Origin of the sequence: Paraburkholderia diazotrophica (assembly GCF_900108945.1) — a bacterium.
GTDB lineage: Bacteria > Pseudomonadota > Gammaproteobacteria > Burkholderiales > Burkholderiaceae > Paraburkholderia > Paraburkholderia diazotrophica.
In genome coordinates this window covers 328594-349366 of sequence record NZ_FNYE01000003.1, presented here as the reverse complement: position 1 = coordinate 349366, position 20773 = coordinate 328594, and the positions used below count along the sequence as shown (strand labels likewise).

The following is a 20773-nucleotide window of genomic DNA, read 5'->3' as shown; positions in this document are numbered from 1 at the left end:
GAGTCAGTGCCGTCGATTCTACGTCAGCTTCCGAACGCATCGCCCTGCATTCGCGGCCTAAGCCGATTGCCGCGCCTGCCGCGCCTCGTATGCTTTCAGATGGCTGTACGCGACGCGCAGCAACGACAGCGCGCGTTGTTGCGCATCGCCGCCGCGCGCGATCAGATCGCCGACGATATGATCCGCCTCGATGCGCGACTGCCCTTCGATATCGCGCAGCATCGATGCCGTCAACGGCGAGCCCTCGGCAAAGAGAATCGTCTGCGCGCGGGCATTGGATGCGTCGCCGAGCGGATACCCGTTCGACGCCGCGACGGCCTTGCATTCTCCCAACATGCCTTCGATCACGCGCCGCCCATCCGGCGTTTTCAGAATGTCGCCGATGGCGGCGCGATGCAGACAGGTGGTGGCCGCAAGCGTCGCGAGGAATACCCACTTCTCCCACATCTGCTGAAGGATGTTGTCGGCCGCCGCCGAATCGAAGCCCGCGCCTTCGAACGTCGACGCGATCGCGCGCACGCGCTCGCTGATGCCGCCGCCGAGTTCGCCGAAGCCGATCGAATGCATGTCGTTCAAATGCACGATTTCGCGCTCGCGATTGAGCGTTGCGGCGATCACGCACTGGCCGCCCAATACTTTCGATGCGCCGAACTTCTCTTTCAGCACATCGATGTGATGCATGCCGTTCAGCACGGGCAGGATCATCGTCGCTTCGCCGACGGCGGGCGCGAACGATTCGATTGCATCGTCGAGGCTGTAGGCCTTGCAGCTCAGCAGCACGAGATCATACGGCTCGCTGATCTGATCCGCGAGCACGGTCTTCGCGTCGCGCAACGTCACATCCCCGCGCGGACTTCTGATGACGAGCCCCGAGCGTTGCAGTTCTTCTGCGCGCTTCGCACGCACGAGAAACGTGACGTCGCGGCCCGCCTGTGCAAGACGGCCGCCGAAATATCCACCTGTAGCACCCGCGCCGACTACGAGAATTCGCATTGCTCCTCCTTGGGTCATCTTCCGTTCGTGGGCATCGCGCGCGGCTTCATGCGGTCGCGTGCGATGTCTGTGCATATGCAGTATGTCGTAAATCTTCGCGGACCGCAGCGGGCTTGCCCAACCCGCCGCGAGTCCTCACATGCCGACCAACCGCACGTCAAACGATTTCAATCGCGAGCGCAATGCCCTGCCCACCGCCGATGCACAGCGTAACGATGCCGCGCTTCAACCCATCGCGGCGCATCGAATGGATGAGGCGCGTCGTGAGAACGGCGCCCGTTGCGCCGATCGGATGGCCATGCGCGATCGCGCCGCCTTCGACGTTGATGATGTCGTGCGCGAGCCCGAGCTTTTGCGCGACCGCGAGCGGCACGGCCGCGAACGCCTCGTTGATCTCGACGCGATCGACATCGCCGAGCTTCCAGCCTGCGCGTTCCAGCGCGATCTGCACGGCGGGCACGGGGCCGAGTCCGAACATGCCGGGCTCGACGGCCGCGATGCCGAACGCGGCGAGCCGCGCCGACGCTTCGATGCCATGCGCGTCCGCATAGTCGCGTCCCGCGACGATCATCGCCGCCGCGCCGCTATTGAGGCCGGGCGCATTGCCCGCCGTGATCGTGCCATCGGGACGAAACGCGGGGCGCAGCTTCGCGAGCGTTTGGACCGTCGTGTCGGCGCGCGGCTGCTCGTCGCGTGCGAACTGCACGGTGCCCTTGCGTCCTTCGATTTCGACGGCAACGAGTTCCGCGTCGAATGCGCCGCGTTCCTGCGCGGCCACGAAGCGCTGTTGCGAACGCGCCGCCCATTCGTCCTGCGCGGCGCGCGTCAACTCGGCTTTCTTCACGAGGTCTTCCGTGTGCCAGCCCGAGTGCTCGTTCGAGAACGCATCGACGAGCCCATCGCGCAGCATGCTGTCGTGCACCTGCGCGTTGCCCATGCGGCTGCCCCAGCGGCCGCTTTCGAGCAGATATGGCGCGCGGTCCATGTTCTCCATGCCGCCCGCGACAGCCACGTCGCCCAGCCCGAGTGCGATCTCCTGCGCGGCCGATACGATCGCCTGCGCGCCCGATCCGCACACGCGGTTCACCGTCAGCGCGGGCACCGACACGGGCACGCCGCCGCCGATCGACGCCTGCCGCGCGGGGTTCATCTTGTTGCCTGCCTGGATCACGTTGCCCATCACCACCGACGACAACGTCTTCGCGTCGATCCCGCCACGCCGCAGCGTCTCGCGCACGGCAATAGCGCCGAGCCGCGTCGCGGGGACTTCTTTCAACGACCCGCCGAACGCGCCGATCGGCGTGCGGACGGGATGGGCAATCACTACATCGCGTGCATTCATCGCTATTCCTCAAGTTGAACTACTGCACTTCGATGCCTCGCGTGAACGAGGCGCTTCGTTGAAGGCTTCAGTTGGCGGCCACGTCCGTCGAAGGCCGCGTCTTCGCGATATCGCCATCGGCGGGCGCGTCCCAGCCGCCACCCAGCGAGCGGTACAGCGCGACGGCCGCCTGCGCATGCTCGCGCTTCGCCTGATTCAACGATTCGGCGTCACGCAGATACGCCTCCTGCGCCGCGAGCACATCGAGAAAGCTCGACGCGCCCCCCTTGTACAGTTCATTCGACAGCCGCAGCGCATGACCGGATGCATCGAGCGCGCCGGCGAGCTTCGCGACCTGCGCATCGCCGTTGACGAGATCGCTGCGCGTGTCCTCGATATCCTTCAGCGCGTTCAGCATCGTCTGCTGCAAGCCAAGCTGCGATTCACGCATGCGGCTTTCGTTTTCGTCGATGTGCGCGGTGATGCGGCCCGCGTTGAAGATCGGGCTCGTCGCGCTCAGCGCTGCGCTGAAGAGGTTGTCGGTCAGCGTCGGCATGCCGAGATACGACGACGCAAGAATGCCGTCGCTCAAGCTCAAGCGGAACTTCGGATAGCGGTCCGCTCTCGCGACGCCCACTTCGGCCGCGCGCTGCTCGACGGTTGCATAAGCGGTGCGAACATCGGGACGACGCAGCAGCGCTTCGGAGGGCAGCGTCTGCGGCACGCTTTGCGCGGGCACGGGAATCGGCCGCGCTTCGTCGATCAGCAGGCTGCCGACGCTTTCCGGCGTGCGTCCCGCGTACACCGCGATCAGGCTCATGTCGTGCTGAATGTCCGACCTGATCTTCGGAGTCTGCGCCTGCAAATCCTGCAACTGGTTCTGCGCACGCGCGACGTCGAGTTGCGTCGACAGCCCGTATTGCAGGCGCTCCTGCGTGAGCTTCAGCGCGCGGCTGCGAATCTGCTCGTTGTCATTGATAATCTGCAATTGCGCCTGCGCCCAGCGCAAGTCGATATACGCAGCCGCCGTGTTCGCGGCCAGCGCAAGCCGCAACTCGTTGAGCGCCGACTGGCGTCCCGTCGCTTGTGCCTGCGCGGCGAGCACGGCAAGCCGCTCGCCGCCGAATACGTCGGGCTGCCACGAGGCCGTCAAGCCGACGCCCGCCTTCTTCACATAGCCGAGCGGCGGCGGCGTGTTCTGCCGCTCGTACGCGGCCGTCGCGCCTGCGTCGAGTTGCGGCGCGAGCGCCGCGCGCTGCTGCTTCGTGATGTCCTGTGCCTGCTTCACGCGCTCGACGGCCGCTTTCACGTCGAGGTTGTCGCCGAGCACGATATCGACAAGCCGATGCATCGTGGGGTCGCCGAATTGCGACCACCATGCGTTGGCATCGACGGTGTCTTTGGGCGCATCGACACTCCACGCGTCGGGCGCGACCGTCTTCACGGTCAGCGGCAAATCGGCGTGCGTCGCGGGCTGCACGGCGCACGCGGCGAGTGTCATCGCGGCAGCAACGGCGAGCGCTTTGGCTACGATCGATTTCATGTCGGGTTTTCCAGTCGGGATCGTTGAATGAGCAGCGGTTGAATGAGCTGCGCGCGTTTCAGTGCGCATCGGGCGGCGGCGCGGTATTGCCGAAAGGCCGCGAGAACAGCACGCTCGCGAGACCGACGACGAAGCACAGCGAGACGGCGAGGAACGTATCGGAGAACGTGAGCACGAGCGCTTCGCGCATCAACAGTGCGTGCAGTGCACCGAGTCCCGCTGCCGCGCCGTTCAGCACATCGCCCCCGACCGCCGCGAAATGCGCGGCCTGATCGCGCAGCAGCGCTTCGATCACGGGACGTCCCGCGCTCACGTGTTCGTCGAGCCGTTCGTAATGCAGGTTCAGGCGGTCGTTGAGCATCGTGCTGCATACGGCGATGCCGATTGCTCCACCCAGATTGCGCATCAGATTGAAGAGCCCGCTCGCGGACTTGAGCCGCGACGGCGGCAGCGAACCGAGTGCCATCGTGACGATGGGCGGCACGCAGAACTGCTGGCCGATGCCGCGCAGCGCCTGCGGAATCAGCAGTTCGTGCCAGCCCCACTGATTCGTCAGCGGCACATACAGATAACAGCCGACGCCGAAACAGATCAGCCCGAACACCATCAGGAGACGCATGTCGACGAAGCGCGCCAGAAACGAGTACGCGGCCAGCGCGATCAACTGGAAGCAGCCGACCGACAGCAGCGCGACACCGATCTGCAGCGAATCGAAACCGCGCACACGCGACAGGAACACGGGCGTGAGGAACACTGCGCAGAAAAGCCCGATGCCCGTGATGAACGACAGCAGACTGCCGATGCCGAAGTTGAGGATCGCGAGCGCGCGCAGATCGACGATTGGCTCCTTCGCGGTGAACGCATGCACAAGGAACAGGAAGCCGCAGATCACGGAAATCCACGTGCAGAACAGAATCGCGTGATCGCCGAACCAGTTCTTGCGCGGGCCTTCTTCGAGCACGTATTCGAGGCAGCCGAGAAAACCCGACATCAGCAGGATGCCAAGATAGTCGCCGCGCTTGAGCAGCGACAGATCGGCATGATCGACGTTGACGAAGCGCGGCACCAGCACCGTCACCAGCGCGCCCGGCACGAGGTTCAGATAGAAGAGCCAGTGCCACGACCATTGATCGGTGATCCAGCCGCCGATCACCGGGCCAATCGTCGGCGCGAGTGACGCGAGTGCGCCGATCGTCGTCGATGCGATCAGCCGCTGCTTGCCCGGAAACAGCACGAATGCCGTCGTGAACACGGTGGGAATCATCGCGGCGCCGAGCGCGCCTTGCAGCGCGCGAAACAGGATCATCGAGTTGATGTCCCATGCGAGGCCGCACAGCATGCTCGTCAGCGTGAAGCCGAATGCGGAGAACGCGAATACCCAGCGCGTCGAGAACACGCGCGTGAGCCAGCCCGACATCGGAATCACCAGAATCTCGGCGATCAGATACGAGGTCTGCACCCAGGAGAGTTCGTCCTGGCTCGCGGACAGTCCGCCGCCGATATCCTTCAGCGACGACGCCACGATCTGGATATCGAGCGTCGCCATGAAGAAGCCGAGGCACAGCAGCGAGAACGCGAAGACTTTGGTGCCCGTCGGCAGATCGGCGGGATTCATCGGAACGGATGTCGTCTTGCTCATGATGGGCGTTGCATCCGTCGAGTTACGAAGCCGCGCGGGCAGCGTCGCGCGCCGTCTCGCCGTCGCCGCGCAGATGCACTTTCACCGTCGCGGAGAGGCCCGGTCGCAGCACGCCCTGCATCTCCTTCGGCACCGACAGGCGCACACGCACGGGCACGCGCTGCACGATCTTCGTGAAGTTGCCGGTGGCGTTCTCGGCGGGCAGCACGCTGAACGTCGCGCCCGTCGCAGGCGCGAGGCTCTCGACGGTGCCTTCGATGCGATGGCTCGACGCATCGAGATCGACGTCGACGGTATCGCCGACCTTCATCTTCTTCAACTGGTCTTCCTTGAAGTTCGCGTCGATCCACAGGCCGCTCGCGGGCACCACCGTCAGCAGCGACACGCCGACATTCGCGAGCACGCCGACGCGCGCCGTGCGATTGCCGACATAGCCGTCGATGGGGGAACGGATCGTCGTGTACTCGACGTTCAGCGCGGCCACGCGCTGCGCCGCTTCGGCTGTCGCGACACGCGCATGCGCATCGCCGATCTGCGCGTCGAGCACGCTCAACTGACGTTGCGCCGCGATCAGCGCTGCGCCGCTGCGGTCCACTGCGGCGCGCGCTTTCAGGAGATCCGCGTCCGCGCGCTCGACGACCTGGTTCGACACGGCATCGTCCTTCACCAGTTGCCGATAGCGCGTTGAGTCCGACGCGCTGCGCGTAAGCTCGGCGCTCGATGCACGTACCTCGGCGGATTGCTCGTTGATCGTCGCGAGTTGCAGCGACTTCTTCGCTTCGAGTTCCGTCACGGACGCCTGCGCGCTCGCGACTTCGGCACCGGCCTGCGCGAGACGCGCATCGTAGTCGCGCGCGTCGAGGCGGATCAGCACCTGCCCTGCTTTCACGTACTGGTTGTCCTGCACCAGCACATCGGTGACAAAGCCGTTCACCTTCGGCGCAAGCACGGTGACGTCGCCGCCCACGTACGCATCGTCAGTTGTTTCGATAAACCGGCCGACGAAGAACCAGTACGATCCCGCCGCCGCGATCACGACTATCACGGCGATCACCGCTAACAACATCCACGGAATGCTGCGGGTCTGTTTCGCGGCGCCGGCGACGCTCGGCGGTGCAACGGAAGGTGAAGTAGACATGTTTAAATGTGCGTATGCACCGGAAAGCATTGAAAAAAAGCGCGTGAAAGCGCCGCTGTATTTCCTGCTGAGTCCTCTACCGCCTGGTCATATCGAACAGTTCTTCTCGAAGCGACGCGGCACGCTGCGTGCCGAAGCGTTCCTCGAATTCCTGCTGCGCCGCATGCCAATGCTCGCGAGCCTGCTTCAGACGTTCTTCACCCGCCGACGTCAACATCACAGTCAGCACGCGCCGATTGCTGCGCGACGCTTCCGTGAAAACGAGCCCGTCGCGTTGCAGCGGCTGGATCGCGCGAACCAGCGACGTGCGCTCCATCACCATCGAATCCGCGAGTTCCTTCATCGTCATCCACTTGCGGCGGCGCAGCCGGCACATGATCGAAAACTGTGTCGTCTTGAGGCCGACGCGCGCGAGATGCCGGTCGTAAAGCTGCGTCACGAAGCGCGCCGCCTGCCGGATCGCGAAGCAATCGTCGTCGGGCGATAACTGCACTTCGGGCGTCTCGGTCTCTACGTGCATATGCACACCAATAAATCGATTTGATCGAACGCGTCTTTCGACGCACCAAAAAACACAATGGGATTACGACGACGTGAGGTTGAACAGTTCCGCGCGCAACGCCTTGGCGCGGCTACGGCCGAACTTGCCTTCGAACTCGTCCTGCGCGGCGCGCCATGCAAGAGCGGCCTGCTCGAAGGTCTTCTTGCCCGCATCCGACAAACTGAACTGGAACGTGCGCCCGTCATGCGGCGACGGCTCGCTGAGCACCAGACCATCGCGCTGCAACGGCTTGAGCGCACGCACGAGCGTCGTGCGCTCCATGACCATCGTGTCGGCGAGTTCCGCCATCGTCAGGCCCCGCTTGCGCGCGAGCTTGGCGAGAATCGTGAACTGAGCCGCCGTCACGCCAACCTGCCCCAGATGGCGCTCGTAAATCTGCGTGACGTAGCGCGCCGCCTGGCGCAGCGCGAAGCAGTTGCAATCGTCGTGGGAAATGGGCTTGCTCATGAACGGCAGTCTATATGTGCGTATGCACGCTGTCAAACTGCGCAGCGGCGTCGGGGTGAAATTCATTGTTGCGGTCGCCGCTCAGAGAATCGCCGTTCAGAGCGCGAGCACGCTGACGGCAACTTCGACGCGATGCGCGCCGCCGCCGAGTATCATGCCGCGCAGCAGCGACACGTCGCTGTAATCGCGGCCGATCGCGAGCGTCACGTGGTCCATGTCGGCGAGCACGTCGTTGGTCGGATCGAGGTCGATCCAGCCGCTTTCTGGACAATGCACGGACACCCACGCATGCGACGCGTCCGCGCCGATCAGCCGCGGCTGGCCCGGCGGCGGATCGTTGCGCAAATAGCCGCTCACGTAGCGCGCCGGCAGACCGAGCGCGCGCAAACAGCCGATCATCACTTGCGCGAAGTCCTGGCAAACGCCGCTCTTCATATCGAACGCGCGTTCGGCGGGCGTATCGAACATCGTCGCCGATGGCCTGTAGTCGAAGTCCGCGTGAATGCGATGCATCAGATCGATCGCGCCCGCGACGATGGGCGTGCCCGGCTTGAAACTGCGCAGCGCGTAGTCGCGCAACGACGGCCGCAACGCGATATTCGGCGACGCAAAGCAGAACTCGACCTGCGGATGGCACGCGCCGCCCGCGCGAAAACGAAGCAAATCCGCGACCGCTTCCCATGCGGGCGTCGCGTCGGGATCGAGACGTGTCCAGCGCGGCGCCAATTCGACCGTCGTTTCGCTGATCATTTGCAAACGTTCGTGCGGCGCATCGAGCGCGAAATACAGCACGTCGTTGCCGAACGCGTCGATGCGGCTATGCAGATACGAAGGCTCCGGCTCGATGCGCTCGGTGTGCGCGACCACACGCTGCCATGCGCACGCGAGCGGCCGGATCGTCGCGAGATGCTGCGCCGTTTCGACGAGCGTCGAATAGTGATAGGTCGTGCGATGCGACACGGACAGCAAGGTCTCTTCGCCTTTCGTGCCCTTCATGACGACACCTGCGCGGCGAATGTATTCGCGTGGCTGAAATAGCGCGCGCTGACTTCATTCGCGGCCGCCGTGACGCTCATCGCGAGACGGTCGCACAGCGAAACCAGTTCCGCGTACATGCCGTTGGTGTCCGTCGCGCACAGTCGTTCGAGCGACGGCAGCATGCGCGTATGCGGCAGCAGATCGCTGAACGGCCGATGACGCCCGCCGCCCGCCGCATTCGAAATATCGTCGAGCTTTGCGCACAGTCGCGCATACACGCCATACAGGCCGCGCGGATTGGTCGGCTCGATCACGAGCAGATCGAGCAGCGCGGGCACTTCGAAACGCCCCGGATACAGCGAGCGATACGTCAGCGTGCTGTCGAACAGTTGCAGCAGCAGATCGAAGCCGGCGGGCGTCGCTATCTGACGCTGCATCGCAACGATGCGCAAGATCGACGTCATCGCCCACACGCGCTCGATATGCCGGCCCGCGAACATCAGGCGCCACGCTTCGTCGCGCGTCATGCGATCGCCTTGCGAGCCGCTGATCGCGGCGAGCTGCGTCGCGAGATGCTCGAGCGCGTCCATCAATGTGACGCGGTTGTAGCGCGCCTTGCCGCGCGACGACGCATTCGACGACACCGCCGCAGCAGGCGTCAGCTCGTGCAGCGCATCGCGGAAGTCGTTGCGCGCGGCGAGTGTGATGCGCCAGTGATCGTTCGACAGCCGCCCGCGAATCTCGCCGCTCGCGCGCGCCTGGCTCGCGAGGTTCTGGCCGATGCTGTAAGCGCCCGTGCTCTCGTGCAGATTCGCGACCAGCGTGCGCTCGAATGCCTGCAACGATTGGCCCGCAACCATGTCGCCCGATTGCACGAGACCGAAATGCAGCGCGAGTTCGACGAGCGTCGAGAACATCGTGTCCGCGCCATTGCTTTCGAGCGAGCCGAGTATCAGCCGCAGAATCCGCACGTTGTTTTCCGCGCGTTCGCCGTAACGGCCGCTCCAGAACAGATTCTCCGCCGCGCGGCTCGACACCGTGCGATGCTTGCGCGCGAGATCGGCGGGCTTGAGCGGCGAAGGCAACAGCGTGAACGCGGAACCGGGATGGCTCGACAGCACCCACGTATCGACGCTGCTGCCGCCGAACTGCATCGACACTGACGACTGCCGCTCCGCCGCGAGACGCGTGAAACTGCCGGGCAGCACATGCCAGCCGCCGTTCGCATCGGCGACGGCAATCGCGCGCAACACGCACGGCCGGTTGCCGAGCGCGCCGTCCTCGTAGCGCGGCGTGCACGAATACGGCAACGGCTGCTGGATCGTGAACGCATCGGGCGAACGCTCGATGCGGCCGCGCCACTCTTCGAGCCGCTGCACGCCGCGCGCGATGCCAGGCGGTCCATCGGGCGATATCGGAGTGCGGGCGGGCCACGTCGGCTGAAGAAACGCTTCTTCCATGTTCGCGAACGCGTGCTCGCGCGCGGCGTCCTCGCCGCACCACCACGTCGACACGCCGTTGAGCAGCAACGGCTCGTCGAGCAGCGTCTGCGCGATGCCGGGCAAAAAGCCGTGCATCGCGGGCGATTCGAGAAAGCCCGAGCCCGGCACGTTCGACATGATCACATTGCCCGCGCGCATCACCTGCAACAGGCCGGGCACGCCGATCGTCGAATCGGCGCGCAATTCGACGGGATCGCAGAACGCGTCGTCGAGGCGGCGCAGCACGACGTGCACGCGCTCGAGTCCCGTGAGCGTCTTCAGGTACAGCATGTCGTTGCGCACCGTCAGATCCTTGCCTTCGACGAGCGTCACGCCCAGATAGCGCGCGAGAAACGCATGCTCGAAATAGGTCTCCGCGAACGGCCCAGGTGTGAGCAGCGCGATATGTGCGGCGCTGTCGGTCTTGCCCGGGCCGGTGTCCTTCGGCATCGTGGCCCGCGCCCATTCCGCGAGCGTCGCGACCAGCGTCGAGAACGTCGGCGCGAGCCGGCTCACGTGTAGCTCGCGGAACGCATCGGCGAAAACGTTCGACACGATCAGCCGGTTTTCCAGCGCGTAGCCGAGACCCGACGGCACTTCGGTGCGATGCGACACCACCGTCCATTCGCCGTTCGGCGCGCGCGCCAGATCGACGCCGACCACCTGCAGAAACTGGCCGCCCAGCGGCATGAAGCCCTTCACGGCGCGCAGATAGCCCGGATGTCCGTAGACGAGCGCCGGCGGCAGCTTGCTCTCGCGTAGCAGCGTCTGCGGGCCATACACATCGGCGACGATTGCATTGAGCAGTTGCGCGCGCTGCTTCACGCCGCGCTCGATCTGCGACCACTCGCTTTCGTCGATGATGAACGGCAGCAGATCGAGCGCCCACGGACGCGGCTCGCCCTTGTCCGCGTACACGTTGTATGTGATGTCGTTGTCGCGCACCTGCTGCGCAACCGACGCGCGCCCCGTCACGAGACCCGCGATGCCTTCGTCGCCGAGCAGTTCGAAAAAGCGCCGCCACGGTTCGCGCAGCGCGCCCGATGCGTCGCGCAGTTCGTCCCAGTGGCCCTCGCGCACATCGAGCAGCGGCATCGTGCGCAGCAGCGCCAGCACATCCGGATGGCCCGCTGCCGCTTCGAACGGAAAGGTCGATTGAAAAGCCAAGGTGGTATCGCGATTCTGTTGTTGTCGGTTCGACCCGTTTGTTTACCAGTGCCGCAAATCGAGCGTGAACGGAAATTCCAGGCTGCGCGGCGGCGTTTCCACGACGAGCGGACCGGGCGTATGGCCCATCGTGAAGAAGCGCGCGCGACGCCTGCTTTCCGCTTCGTACGCGTTCACCGGGAACGTCTGGTAATTGCGCCCGCCCGGATGAGCGACATGATACTGACATCCGCCGATCGAACGCCCCGTCCACGTATCGACGATATCGAATGTCAGCGGCGCGTGCACGCCTATCGTAGGATGCAGCGACGACGGCTGCTGCCATGCGCGAAAGCGCACGCCCGCGACGAATTCGCTGACGCGCCCCGTCGGCTGCAACGGCAGCGGCACGCCGTTCACGGCCACGCGATGCCGGTTGTCGTTCAGGCCCAGCACCTTCACTTCGAGCCGCTCGACCGACGAGTCCACATAGCGCACCGTCGTGCCCGCCGAGCCCTCCTCGCCCATCACGTGCCACGGCTCCAGCGCGCCGCTGATCGTCAGCGCGATGCCGTTCGCGTGCATCTCGCCGATGGCCGGGAAGCGGAACGCGAAATGCGGCGCGAACCATTCGCTGTCGAATGCATAGCCCGCGTCGCGCAGATCGTCGAGCACGTCGTCGAAATCCATCTGTACGAACGTGCCGAGCAAAAAGCGGTCGTGCAGCTCGGTGCCCCAGCGCGTGAGCCGCGCCGTGTACGGCGTTTTCCAGAACCTCGCGACGAGCGCGCGCAGCAGCAACTGCTGCACGAGGCTCATGCGCGCGTGTGGCGGCATCTCGAAGCCGCGCAGTTCGAGCAAGCCGAGGCGCCCGGTCGGGCCATCAGGCGAATAGAGCTTGTCGATGCAAAACTCGGCGCGGTGCGTGTTGCCCGTCACGTCGATCAGGATGTTGCGCAGCGCGCGGTCGATCACCCACGGCGGCAGCCGCTCGCCACTGTGTCCGCCGAGCCGGTCGACCTGCCGTTGCAGTTCGTCGAACGCGAGTTCGAGCTCGTAGACCTGATCGTTGCGCGCTTCGTCGACGCGCGGCGCCTGGCTCGTCGGCCCGATGAAAAGCCCTGAAAACAGATACGACAGCGACGGATGGTTGTGCCAGTACGCGACGAGGCTCGCGAGCAGATCGGGGCGGCGCAGGAACGGACTGTCGGCGGGCGTCGCGCCGCCGAGCACGAAGTGATTGCCGCCGCCCGTGCCCGCGTGCCGGCCATCGAGCATGAACTTCTCGGTGCTCAGATACGACTCGTGCGCGGCCTGGTACAGGAACTCGGTGTGATCGACGAGCTCGTCCCAGTTCTTCGCCGGATGGATGTTCACTTCGATCACGCCCGGATCGGGCGTGACCTGCAACAGGGACAGACGCGGATCGCGCGGCGGCGGATAGCCTTCGATGACCACTTGCATCTTCAGTTCGGCGGCCGTCGCTTCGACGGCGGCGAGCAGATCGAGATAATCGTCGAGTTCCGTGAGCGGCGGCATGAAGACATGCAGCAGCGCGTGGCCGTCGCCGGCAGCATCGGCTTCCGCTTTCGGTCCTGCCGCGCGCGCGGGATGACGCGCCTCGATACACAGCGCCGTGCGAATCACAGACGACGCCGATTCGCCGCGCTCGGGCACGCGGTCTTCTTGCGCTGTACCGGGCCCGAAGCCGCCCGTGCCGCTCATGTCATTGACACCGGCGCCCGCGCCTGCATCGCCACTACGCGCCTGCGCATTCGACACGCCCGCATACTGCATCCTCAGTTCCGCCGACGTGCGCAGCGGCACGGGCTCGGCAAACGGATCGTGCGCATGCTGATACGGATAGTCCGCCTTCGTGACCCACGGCAGCGAATCGAGCGGCAATCTGAGGCCCATCGGCGAATCGCCGGGAATCAGGTACATGCGCTCGTCGCGGAAGAACCACGCGCCGCTCGTCCAGCCGCGCGCGCCTGTGCCGCCATCAGCGCGCGCGAGCGGCAGCACATAGCCCGTCACGCTCGACAGCCCTGCATCGAACACGCGCCACAGACGCGCGCGTTCCAGTTCGTCGTCGAGACGCGAATCGAACGGATCGACGTTGACGGGCAAGCGCCGCTCGCGCCACAGGTAGTACCACGTGTCCTCATGGCCCGCGTGAACGTGCTCGCTGTCGACGCCGAGCTTGTCGGCGAGCAGCGTGATGAAACGGCGCGCATCGTCCGATGTGTAGCGGCCGGGGCTGCGCTCGTCCGCGAAAAGCGAGGGATCGTGCCAGCATGGCTCGCCGTCCGTGCGCCAGTACAGCGACAGCGCCCAGCGCGGCAACTGCTCGCCCGGATACCACTTGCCCTGGCCGATATGCAGAAAGCCGTTCGCGCCGTAGTACGCGCGCAGCTTGTCCATCAGCGCGACGGCGTAGCCGCGCTTCGTCGGGCCGAGCGCGTCGGTGTTCCATTCGGCGGCATCGCGGTCGCGCACCGCGACGAACGTCGGCTCGCCGCCCATCGTCAGACGCACGTCCATTGCGTCGAGCCGGCTGTCGACGTGCGCGCCCATCGTCAGCACACCGTCCCACGCGGCCTCCGTATAGGGCTTCGTCACGCGCGGCGTTTCGAGCACGCGCGTGATCGACATCGCGTGCGCGAACTCGACTTCGGAGTCGTCGACGGAGCCGGCGATCGGCGCGGCGCTGCCCGGCTCCGGCGTGCACGCGACGGGAATGTGGCCCTCGCCCGCAAGCAGCCCCGACGTCGGATCGAACCCGATCCATCCCGCGCCCGGCAGGAACACTTCGCACCACGCGTGCAGATCCGTGAAGTCGTATTCGGTGCCGCTCGGGCCATCGAGTGACTTCACATCGGGCGCGAGTTGCAGCAGATAGCCCGACACGAAACGCGCGGCAAGTCCCAGTTGACGCAGCGTCTCCACCAGCAGCCAGCCCGAATCGCGGCACGAGCCCGACGCGTTGACGAGCGTTTCCTCGGGCGTCTGCACGCCGGGCTCCATCCGGATCAGATAGCGGATTTCGCGTTGCAGCCGCTGGTTCAGGTCGACGAGAAAGTCACTCGTGCGGCGCGGCGAGCGATCGATGCTCGCGACGAACTCCGCAAAGCGCGGCGTCATCTCGCGCTTGACAAGGTACGGCGCAAGTTCCGCGGCCAACTCGGGCGCGTACTCGAACGGGAATTGCTCGGCGTCGGGTTCGAGGAAGAAATCAAACGGGTTGTAGACGGCCATCTCCGCGATGAGATCGACCGTGATCTTGAACTCCGGCGTGCGCTCGAGAAACACGAGCCGCGCCTGATAGTTCGCGAACGCATCCTGCTGCCAGTTGATGAAGTGCTCTTCGGGCTCGACGCGCATCGAGTACGACAGGATCGGCGTGCGGCAATGCGGCGCCGGGCGCAGCCGCACGACTTGCGGCGACAGCCCGACGAGCCGGTCATAGCGGTAGTGCGTGACATGGTTCAACGCGACACGTATGGACACTCCGGACTCCTGGCGAGAAGGGGCAGCCGCAAAAAGCAAGCTTCATGCCGTTGACTGCCTGAAGCGCCGCCGCGAAGTGATGCCCGCGAAGTGATGTCGATACTGCGCTTGCATCGAACGCGTCGTCACATCGTTGCTGCATGCTTCGACAGACGACGCGACTGCGTTGCATGCCCGTTCGCGCGCACCAAAGCGGCGCATGAGCGAAGAGAACGCGCACGCAATGTGCGCAGCTTCAACGACGTCATAGCGAAGAATAGCGAAGGGGCATGAACATTGCGCGTATGCTCGCGCCGCCGCATGTCGCGCGCTGCAGAGCCGTCGGTCATCACGTTCACATCAAGGGTTGAAGCGATGAAAGCGTTTCACTGCAATCGATGCGACCAGCGCGTGTTCTTCGAGAACGTGCTGTGCGAGCGCTGCGACGCGCTGCTCGGCTATGTGCCCGAACTCGGTGAAATCAGCGCATTCGAAGACGCGGGCGATGGCGAGTGGCGCAGCCTGCATCCCGACGCGAAAGGCGCGCTGCATCGCCAGTGCCACAACTACGCGGCCGAAAACGTCTGCAACTGGATGCTGCCCGCCGACGCCCCCGACACGCTATGCCGCTCATGCCGCCTCACGCGCACGATCCCGAATCTCGCCGAGCCGAACAACCGGCTCTACTGGTATCGGCTGGAGACGGCGAAGCGTCGGCTGCTCTACACGCTCGCCGCGCTCGGCCTCGCGATCGAATCGCGTGAGGCGGACCCGGAGAACGGACTCGAATTCGATTTCCTCGAAAACATCGACGAAGACGCACCCGTAATGACGGGCCACAACAACGGCCGTATCACATTGAACGTCGCCGAAGCCGACGACGCGCACCGCGAAAAAATTCGCACGGACATGCGCGAACCGTATCGGACGCTACTCGGGCACTTTCGTCATGAGTCGGGGCATTACTACTTCGAAAAGCTGATCGCGGGCACGCACTGGCTCAAACCGTTTCGCGAACGGTTCGGCGACGAGCAGGCCGACTACGGCGAAGCGCTCGACGCGTACTATCGCGACGGCGCGCCCGACGAATGGGAGAACCGCTACATCAGCGCCTACGCGACGATGCACCCGTGGGAAGACTGGGCCGAAACGTGGGCGCACTATCTGCTGATCGTCGATGTGCTCGACACGTCGACGGCATACGGGCTCGCGCTGTTGCCGCCCGCGTCGAACGAGCCACGGCTCACCGACCAGACGCCCGTCGAGGAAGCGAGCTTCGATAATCTGATGAAACGCTGGTTTCCCTTGACGGACGCGCTGAACAGCCTGAACCGCAGCCTCGGCATGCCCGACGGCTATCCGTTCACGCTCGCGCCGCCCGTCGTCGACAAGCTGCGCTTCGCGCATCGCGTGATCGCACAGGCGTCGGCGCGCAAGTAGCTGCGCCTACGCCGCCGCTACGCGATGCACTCGCCGTCACTTCTTCTGCAACAGCGCCTTCAACTCTTCTACATTTTCTTCGACCCGTTTCGCGATCACCGCGTACGAGTCGGCCTGCGTGCGATACGCGGCTTGCGTCAGCTGCTGCATGTCGGCGAGCGCCTTGTGCAGCGTCTGCTGAACAAGCTCCGCCGTCTGCGCCGACGGCATGCCGCCCGCCGCCGCCTGCTTCTGCACGACCTCCTGGAGTTCCGTCAGCGTCGAGCGCAGCATTTCGGCCTGCTTTTGTGCGAGCGACTGCATGCCCTGCACGGCCGTCTGATTCGCGACGATCAGCGCCTCGACGTCCTTGCGGCGCGCTTCCATCACGGCGGGCACGTCGAATCCGGGCAGCTTGAACTGCTCGAATAGCTTGTTGAATTCGGCGAACGGATTGGCGGCGTCAAAGGGCTCCATGCTCGATCTCCTTGGGGCGCGTCGGTGGGAAATGTGCCGCTCGGGATCGAGTGCGCACACGGCTCGATCATGCCCGTTAATGCAGCGACGTGCCAGCGAAGGCACGTTTCGCCATCTGGCGGCAGATGCCTGTGCGCTGGGCGTGCGCGGTGCTGCGATGCAAAACGCCGTTCTGGCGCGGTCCGCTGTTCGGTCCATGTACGTTCCGCCCCCGATTCATATCACGTCATGATGTAGTCGAATCAAGCGCTCGATGCGGGTTTTCCCTGCATTTGCGGGCCCCGCCGAGGCCCGGCTGTACGGCGAAGGCGCGGATTTATATCACGTTGGCATATATCCATGACCACAAGTTGTTTCCGTTCTGAGGGGTTTTCCCTTAACGTACGCCTGCCTCGCTCCCAACCACGACCAACAGAACAACATCTTGACCAGTTCCCCTTTTTTCCGCTGGCTGGCGCGTTTTTATCCGGCCGCGATGAACGTCAAATGGCCCGAGCGCATGCGCTCGGCGCTCGGCGCGTTGATTGGCATCGCCTTCACGGGCGGCAGCATGCATCTGCTGCTCGGCCCGAACGCGAGCATTCCGATGCTGGTCGCGCCGATGGGCGCGTCCGCCGTGCTGTTGTTCGGCGTGCCCGCGAGTCCGCTTGCACAGCCGTGGTCGATCATCGGCGGAAACCTCGTGTCGGCGACGGTGGGCGTCGCGTGCGCTAGCGTCATCTCCGATCCCGTCGCGGCAGCGGCAATGGCCGTGGCCCTGGCGATCGCGGCGATGTTCGCGCTGCGCTGCGTGCACCCGCCGTCAGGCGCCGTCGCGCTGACGGCCGTGCTCGGCGGCCCCGCCATTCACGCGCTCGGCTTTCGTTTCGTGCTCGAGCCGATCCTGATCCAGTCGGCGGCGCTGCTCGGCGCGGCGCTCGTCTATCACGCCGTCACGGGCCACCGTTATCCGCATGCGGCGCCGCGCGCGACGCCCGCCGCTCCGCAGGCGCCCGTGTCGGGCAACAACATCACGCGCGCCGATCTCGAAGCGGTGCTGAACCGGCGCGGCGAGCTGCTCGACATCGATCCCGACGACCTCGAAACGCTGTTCCGCGACACGCAGTTGCAGGCCTACACGCGCACGTTCAGCGAGCTGGCGTGCCGCGACGTGATGTCGACACCCGTCGTCAGCATCATGCCCGACACGACGCTGCGCGCGGCCGCCGATCTGTTGCAGCGCCATTCGATCAAGGCGCTGCCCGTCATCGACAAACGCCAGCGCGTAGTCGGCATCGTCACGCGCGCAGATCTCGCAAGCAAGGGCAAGACGGCCGATCTGCGCCTGATGGACACGATTGCGGCGCGCCTGTTCAAGCGCGACGCGACGCGCGCGCGGCTCGTGAGCACCGTGATGACGACGCATGTGCGCACGGTCGCGACCAGCACGCCTATCGTCGAACTGGTGCCGCTCTTCGCCGACGACGATCATCACCACATTCCCGTCATTGATACGCATGACAGGCTGGTCGGCATCATTACCCAATCCGATCTGATCGCGGGTCTCTACCGGCAGACCCAGATGCAGGCCGAGGTGCAACAGCGCCCCGCCGCCTGATGCAGTTCACGCAGCGCTTTTAACGCAGCAGCAATACATCTTTTGGTCCGGCGATGCGCAGGCATCGCCGGGTATATCATTTTGTGATAGATTTTTTGTTTCCCCTTCGGCGCGAGCAAGATGAAAGTACTCACACGCACATTGAATAAAGCGGACTACGAACAGCTATCGGAGTTTCGCTATCAGATGCGGCGCTTCGAGCGCTTTTCCGAACAGGCCGCGCAGGGCGAAGGCATTACGCCGCTGCAATATCTGTTGCTGCTGCATATCAAGGGCTATCCCGATCGCGAATGGGCGACCATCGGCGAGCTGGCGGAACGGCTGCAGGCGCAGCATCACGGCGTCGTCGCGCTGGTCTCGCGCTGCGAAGCGCTCGAACTCGTCAAGCGCAAGATCAGCGAGACCGACCGGCGCCAGGTGGAAGTGCATCTGCTGAAAGCGGGGGAAAGGGTGCTCGCGCGCCTTGCCGAACTGCATCGCGCGGAACTGCGCTCGCTCAAGGGCGCGTTCACCATTCCGCAAATCGACCTTTGAAAACCGACCTTTAATCCAGCTGAACGCAGCAGTAGACACATGAGCGACAACTCTCACAAGCGGGACTTTTCCAGCAACGCGCGATTACCCGGCATTTCCGCGCTGGCGGCAGGCATCGGCTTTCTCAGCACGCTTGCGGCCTTCGTGCTGCTGAGCCTGATTCATCTGTTCACGAACCTCTTTTTCTTCGGCAGCTTTTCGTTCGCCGACCGCTCGCCAGCGACGAATACGCTCGGCGTGTGGGTGATCGCGATTCCCGTTATCGGCGGACTGATCGTCGGCATGATGGCGCGCTTCGGTTCCGAAAAGATTCGTGGACACGGCATTCCCGAAGCCATCGAAGCGATTCTGTTCGGCAAGAGCCGCATGTCGCCGAAGGTCGCGGTACTGAAGCCGCTGTCGTCGGGCATCGTGATCGGCAGCGGCGGCCCGTTCGGCGCGGAAGGCCCGATCATCATGACGGGCGGCGCGCTCGGCTCCCTGATCGCGCAGTGCGTGCGGCTGACCTCGGCGGAACGCAAGACGCTGCTCGTCGCGGGCGCCGCGGCGGGCATGACGGCCGTGTTCGGCACGCCCGTTGCCGCCGTGCTGCTGGCCGTCGAACTGCTGCTCTTCGAATGGCGGCCGCGCAGCTTCCTGCCCGTCGCGCTGGCCTGCGCGGTCGCGGGCTTCGCGCGTGCGATCTTCTTCGGCACGGGTCCGCTGTTTCCGCTCGAAACGGCTGCGCCGACGGTCATTTCGCTCGTCTCGTGCGTGATCGCGGGACTGCTGTCGGGCGCACTCGCGTCCGGCCTGTCGGCGGCGCTCTACAAGACGGAAGACCTGTTTCACAAGCTGCCCGTGCACTGGATGTGGTGGCCCGCGATCGGCGGCCTCGTCGTCGGCATCGGCGGCTTCATCGAGCCGCGCGCGCTCGGCGTCGGCTATGACGTGATCGGCGATCTGCTGCATCAGCACATCGTCCTCCAGGTCGCGATTGCGATTCTCGTCGTGAAAGCGGTGATCTGGGTCGTCGCGCTCGGCTCGGGTACGTCGGGCGGCGTGCTCGCGCCGCTGCTGATGCTGGGCGCGGGCCTCGGCACCGTGCTCGGCCACATGCTGCCGGGCAACGAGCCCGCGCTGTGGCCGCTCGTCTGCATGGCCGCGACGCTCGGCGCGACGCTGGGCGCGCCGCTCACGGCTATCGTGTTCGCGTTCGGCCTCACGCACGACGCCAATGCGCTGCTGCCGCTGCTTGCCGCGACGCTGGTCGCGCATGGCTTCGCAACCGTCGTGATGAAGCGCTCGATCATGACGGAAAAGATCGCGCGTCGCGGTTATCACATCTATCGCGAGTACGGCGTCGATCCGCTCGAACGGCATTACGTCGATGAAGTGATGACGCAGAAGGTCGACGCGATCGACGGCGCGCTCACTGTGCGCGACGCGCTTACGCAGTACTTCGGCGCGACGCAGAAGCGCCGCGCGTATCCCGTCGTGCGCGGCAACGGCATCGTGCTCGGCGTCGTCGATCGCGCGTCGCTCGATGCGGTGCGCGAAGGCACGACGCGTCACACGCTCGATACGCCGCTTGCCGACGTGCTGCAAGATCAGTCGCTTGTCGTCGCGCTGCCCGATGAAACCTGCCGCCTCATCGCGACGCGTCTTGCCGTGCACGATCTCGAACGGCTGCCCGTCGTTGCCGATCGCGATTCGATGCATCTGCTCGGCGTCGTGTCGCGCAGCGATCTCGTGAAGACTTCGTTCGCGCACTTCGAGGAAGAGCACAAGCGCGAGCGTTTTCGGCGTCTGACGTTCTCGTCCGGCAAGAAGCAGTTCCCGCCCGTGCGCAAAACGCCGACGCATACACACAGCTGACGCGCCCCCCTCTGCCGCCGACATTTCACGGCCCGTCGCGCGGCAAGGTCACGCCACACGTCGCGCCACACATCACACACGATTCGCGTGCCCGGAACAGCCTTCCGGCACGTGACATCTAACTCCTCGAATCGCATTCAAACGCCTGCCTT

The 20773-nt window shown here is 65.0% G+C and carries 15 protein-coding genes; 4 read left to right on the top strand and 11 right to left on the bottom strand.

From position 1 onward, the window contains the following. Positions 1 to 57: 57 nt before the first annotated feature. The 10 genes from panE to BMW76_RS06335 form a co-directional block, all read right to left on the bottom strand. Complete coding sequence (panE, locus tag BMW76_RS06380) at positions 58 to 993, bottom strand: 2-dehydropantoate 2-reductase (protein WP_090864207.1); 936 nt, start codon at positions 991 to 993, stop codon at positions 58 to 60. A 157-nt stretch (positions 994 to 1150) separates the two neighbouring features. Beyond that, positions 1151 to 2335: a thiolase family protein gene (locus tag BMW76_RS06375; RefSeq protein ID WP_090864205.1), complete on the bottom strand. Its 1185-nt coding sequence runs from the start codon at positions 2333 to 2335 to the stop codon at positions 1151 to 1153. Between the two features lie 67 nt (positions 2336 to 2402). After that, positions 2403 to 3857: an efflux transporter outer membrane subunit gene (locus tag BMW76_RS06370; RefSeq protein WP_090864202.1), complete on the bottom strand. Its 1455-nt coding sequence runs from the start codon at positions 3855 to 3857 to the stop codon at positions 2403 to 2405. A 58-nt stretch (positions 3858 to 3915) separates the two neighbouring features. Continuing rightward, positions 3916 to 5496 (bottom strand): DHA2 family efflux MFS transporter permease subunit, encoded by a 1581-nt coding sequence (locus tag BMW76_RS06365; protein ID WP_090864200.1) that lies wholly within the window; start codon positions 5494 to 5496, stop codon positions 3916 to 3918. Between the two features lie 22 nt (positions 5497 to 5518). After that, positions 5519 to 6634 carry an HlyD family secretion protein gene (locus tag BMW76_RS06360; protein ID WP_090864198.1) on the bottom strand — a complete coding sequence of 372 codons (1116 nt, stop codon included), beginning with the start codon at positions 6632 to 6634 and terminating at the stop codon, positions 5519 to 5521. A gap of 76 nt (positions 6635 to 6710) precedes the next feature. Beyond that, on the bottom strand, positions 6711 to 7154 hold the full coding sequence (locus BMW76_RS06355) for a MarR family winged helix-turn-helix transcriptional regulator (RefSeq protein ID WP_090864362.1): 444 nt from the start codon (positions 7152 to 7154) through the stop codon (positions 6711 to 6713). Positions 7155 to 7217: 63 nt separating this feature from the next. Beyond that, positions 7218 to 7643 (bottom strand): MarR family winged helix-turn-helix transcriptional regulator, encoded by a 426-nt coding sequence (locus BMW76_RS06350; RefSeq protein WP_090864195.1) that lies wholly within the window; start codon positions 7641 to 7643, stop codon positions 7218 to 7220. Positions 7644 to 7739: 96 nt separating this feature from the next. Beyond that, positions 7740 to 8639 (bottom strand): transglutaminase family protein, encoded by a 900-nt coding sequence (locus BMW76_RS06345; RefSeq protein WP_090864193.1) that lies wholly within the window; start codon positions 8637 to 8639, stop codon positions 7740 to 7742. Then, complete coding sequence (locus tag BMW76_RS06340; RefSeq protein WP_090864191.1) at positions 8636 to 11269, bottom strand: circularly permuted type 2 ATP-grasp protein; 2634 nt, start codon at positions 11267 to 11269, stop codon at positions 8636 to 8638. Before BMW76_RS06340 ends, BMW76_RS06345 begins: the two co-directional genes overlap by 4 nt. A 42-nt stretch (positions 11270 to 11311) precedes the next feature. Then, positions 11312 to 14758, bottom strand: a complete 3447-nt coding sequence (locus BMW76_RS06335) for a transglutaminase family protein (protein WP_090864189.1) — start codon at positions 14756 to 14758, stop codon at positions 11312 to 11314. A gap of 354 nt (positions 14759 to 15112) precedes the next feature. Here BMW76_RS06335 and BMW76_RS06330 point away from each other — a divergent pair, with 354 nt between their 5' ends. After that, positions 15113 to 16177 carry a zinc-binding metallopeptidase family protein gene (locus BMW76_RS06330; protein ID WP_090864360.1) on the top strand — a complete coding sequence of 355 codons (1065 nt, stop codon included), beginning with the start codon at positions 15113 to 15115 and terminating at the stop codon, positions 16175 to 16177. Positions 16178 to 16213: 36 nt separating this feature from the next. On the opposite strand, the gene phaP is transcribed toward BMW76_RS06330, so the two are convergent. Then, the gene (phaP, locus tag BMW76_RS06325) at positions 16214 to 16633 is read right to left on the bottom strand and encodes a phasin family protein (protein WP_090864187.1); all 420 of its coding nucleotides are present in this window, start codon (positions 16631 to 16633) and stop codon (positions 16214 to 16216) included. A 424-nt stretch (positions 16634 to 17057) separates the two neighbouring features. Between phaP and BMW76_RS06320 the strand changes: the two genes are divergently transcribed. The 3 genes from BMW76_RS06320 to BMW76_RS06310 all read left to right on the top strand — a co-directional run bounded on the left by BMW76_RS06320 (position 17058) and on the right by BMW76_RS06310 (position 20621). Further along, positions 17058 to 18230: an HPP family protein gene (locus BMW76_RS06320; RefSeq protein WP_407668890.1), complete on the top strand. Its 1173-nt coding sequence runs from the start codon at positions 17058 to 17060 to the stop codon at positions 18228 to 18230. Between the two features lie 120 nt (positions 18231 to 18350). Then, positions 18351 to 18764, top strand: coding sequence for a MarR family winged helix-turn-helix transcriptional regulator (locus BMW76_RS06315; protein ID WP_090864183.1), 414 nt, complete (start codon positions 18351 to 18353; stop codon positions 18762 to 18764). A 39-nt stretch (positions 18765 to 18803) separates the two neighbouring features. After that, positions 18804 to 20621, top strand: a complete 1818-nt coding sequence (locus BMW76_RS06310) for a chloride channel protein (protein ID WP_090864181.1) — start codon at positions 18804 to 18806, stop codon at positions 20619 to 20621. Positions 20622 to 20773 lie beyond the last annotated feature (152 nt).

Bases quoted from the DNA above. Each gene is read 5' to 3' on its own strand.
- panE (WP_090864207.1), bottom strand. From the start codon at position 993: ATGCGAATTCTCGTAGTCGGCGCGGGTGCTACAGGTGGATATTTCGGC.
- BMW76_RS06375 (WP_090864205.1), bottom strand. From the start codon at position 2,335: ATGAATGCACGCGATGTAGTGATTGCCCATCCCGTCCGCACGCCGATC.
- BMW76_RS06370 (WP_090864202.1), bottom strand. From the start codon at position 3,857: ATGAAATCGATCGTAGCCAAAGCGCTCGCCGTTGCTGCCGCGATGACA.
- BMW76_RS06365 (WP_090864200.1), bottom strand. From the start codon at position 5,496: ATGAGCAAGACGACATCCGTTCCGATGAATCCCGCCGATCTGCCGACG.
- BMW76_RS06360 (WP_090864198.1), bottom strand. From the start codon at position 6,634: ATGTCTACTTCACCTTCCGTTGCACCGCCGAGCGTCGCCGGCGCCGCG.
- BMW76_RS06355 (WP_090864362.1), bottom strand. From the start codon at position 7,154: ATGCACGTAGAGACCGAGACGCCCGAAGTGCAGTTATCGCCCGACGAC.
- BMW76_RS06350 (WP_090864195.1), bottom strand. From the start codon at position 7,643: ATGAGCAAGCCCATTTCCCACGACGATTGCAACTGCTTCGCGCTGCGC.
- BMW76_RS06345 (WP_090864193.1), bottom strand. From the start codon at position 8,639: ATGAAGGGCACGAAAGGCGAAGAGACCTTGCTGTCCGTGTCGCATCGC.
- BMW76_RS06330 (WP_090864360.1), top strand. From the start codon at position 15,113: ATGAAAGCGTTTCACTGCAATCGATGCGACCAGCGCGTGTTCTTCGAG.
- phaP (WP_090864187.1), bottom strand. From the start codon at position 16,633: ATGGAGCCCTTTGACGCCGCCAATCCGTTCGCCGAATTCAACAAGCTA.
- BMW76_RS06315 (WP_090864183.1), top strand. From the start codon at position 18,351: ATGAAAGTACTCACACGCACATTGAATAAAGCGGACTACGAACAGCTA.
- BMW76_RS06310 (WP_090864181.1), top strand. From the start codon at position 18,804: ATGAGCGACAACTCTCACAAGCGGGACTTTTCCAGCAACGCGCGATTA.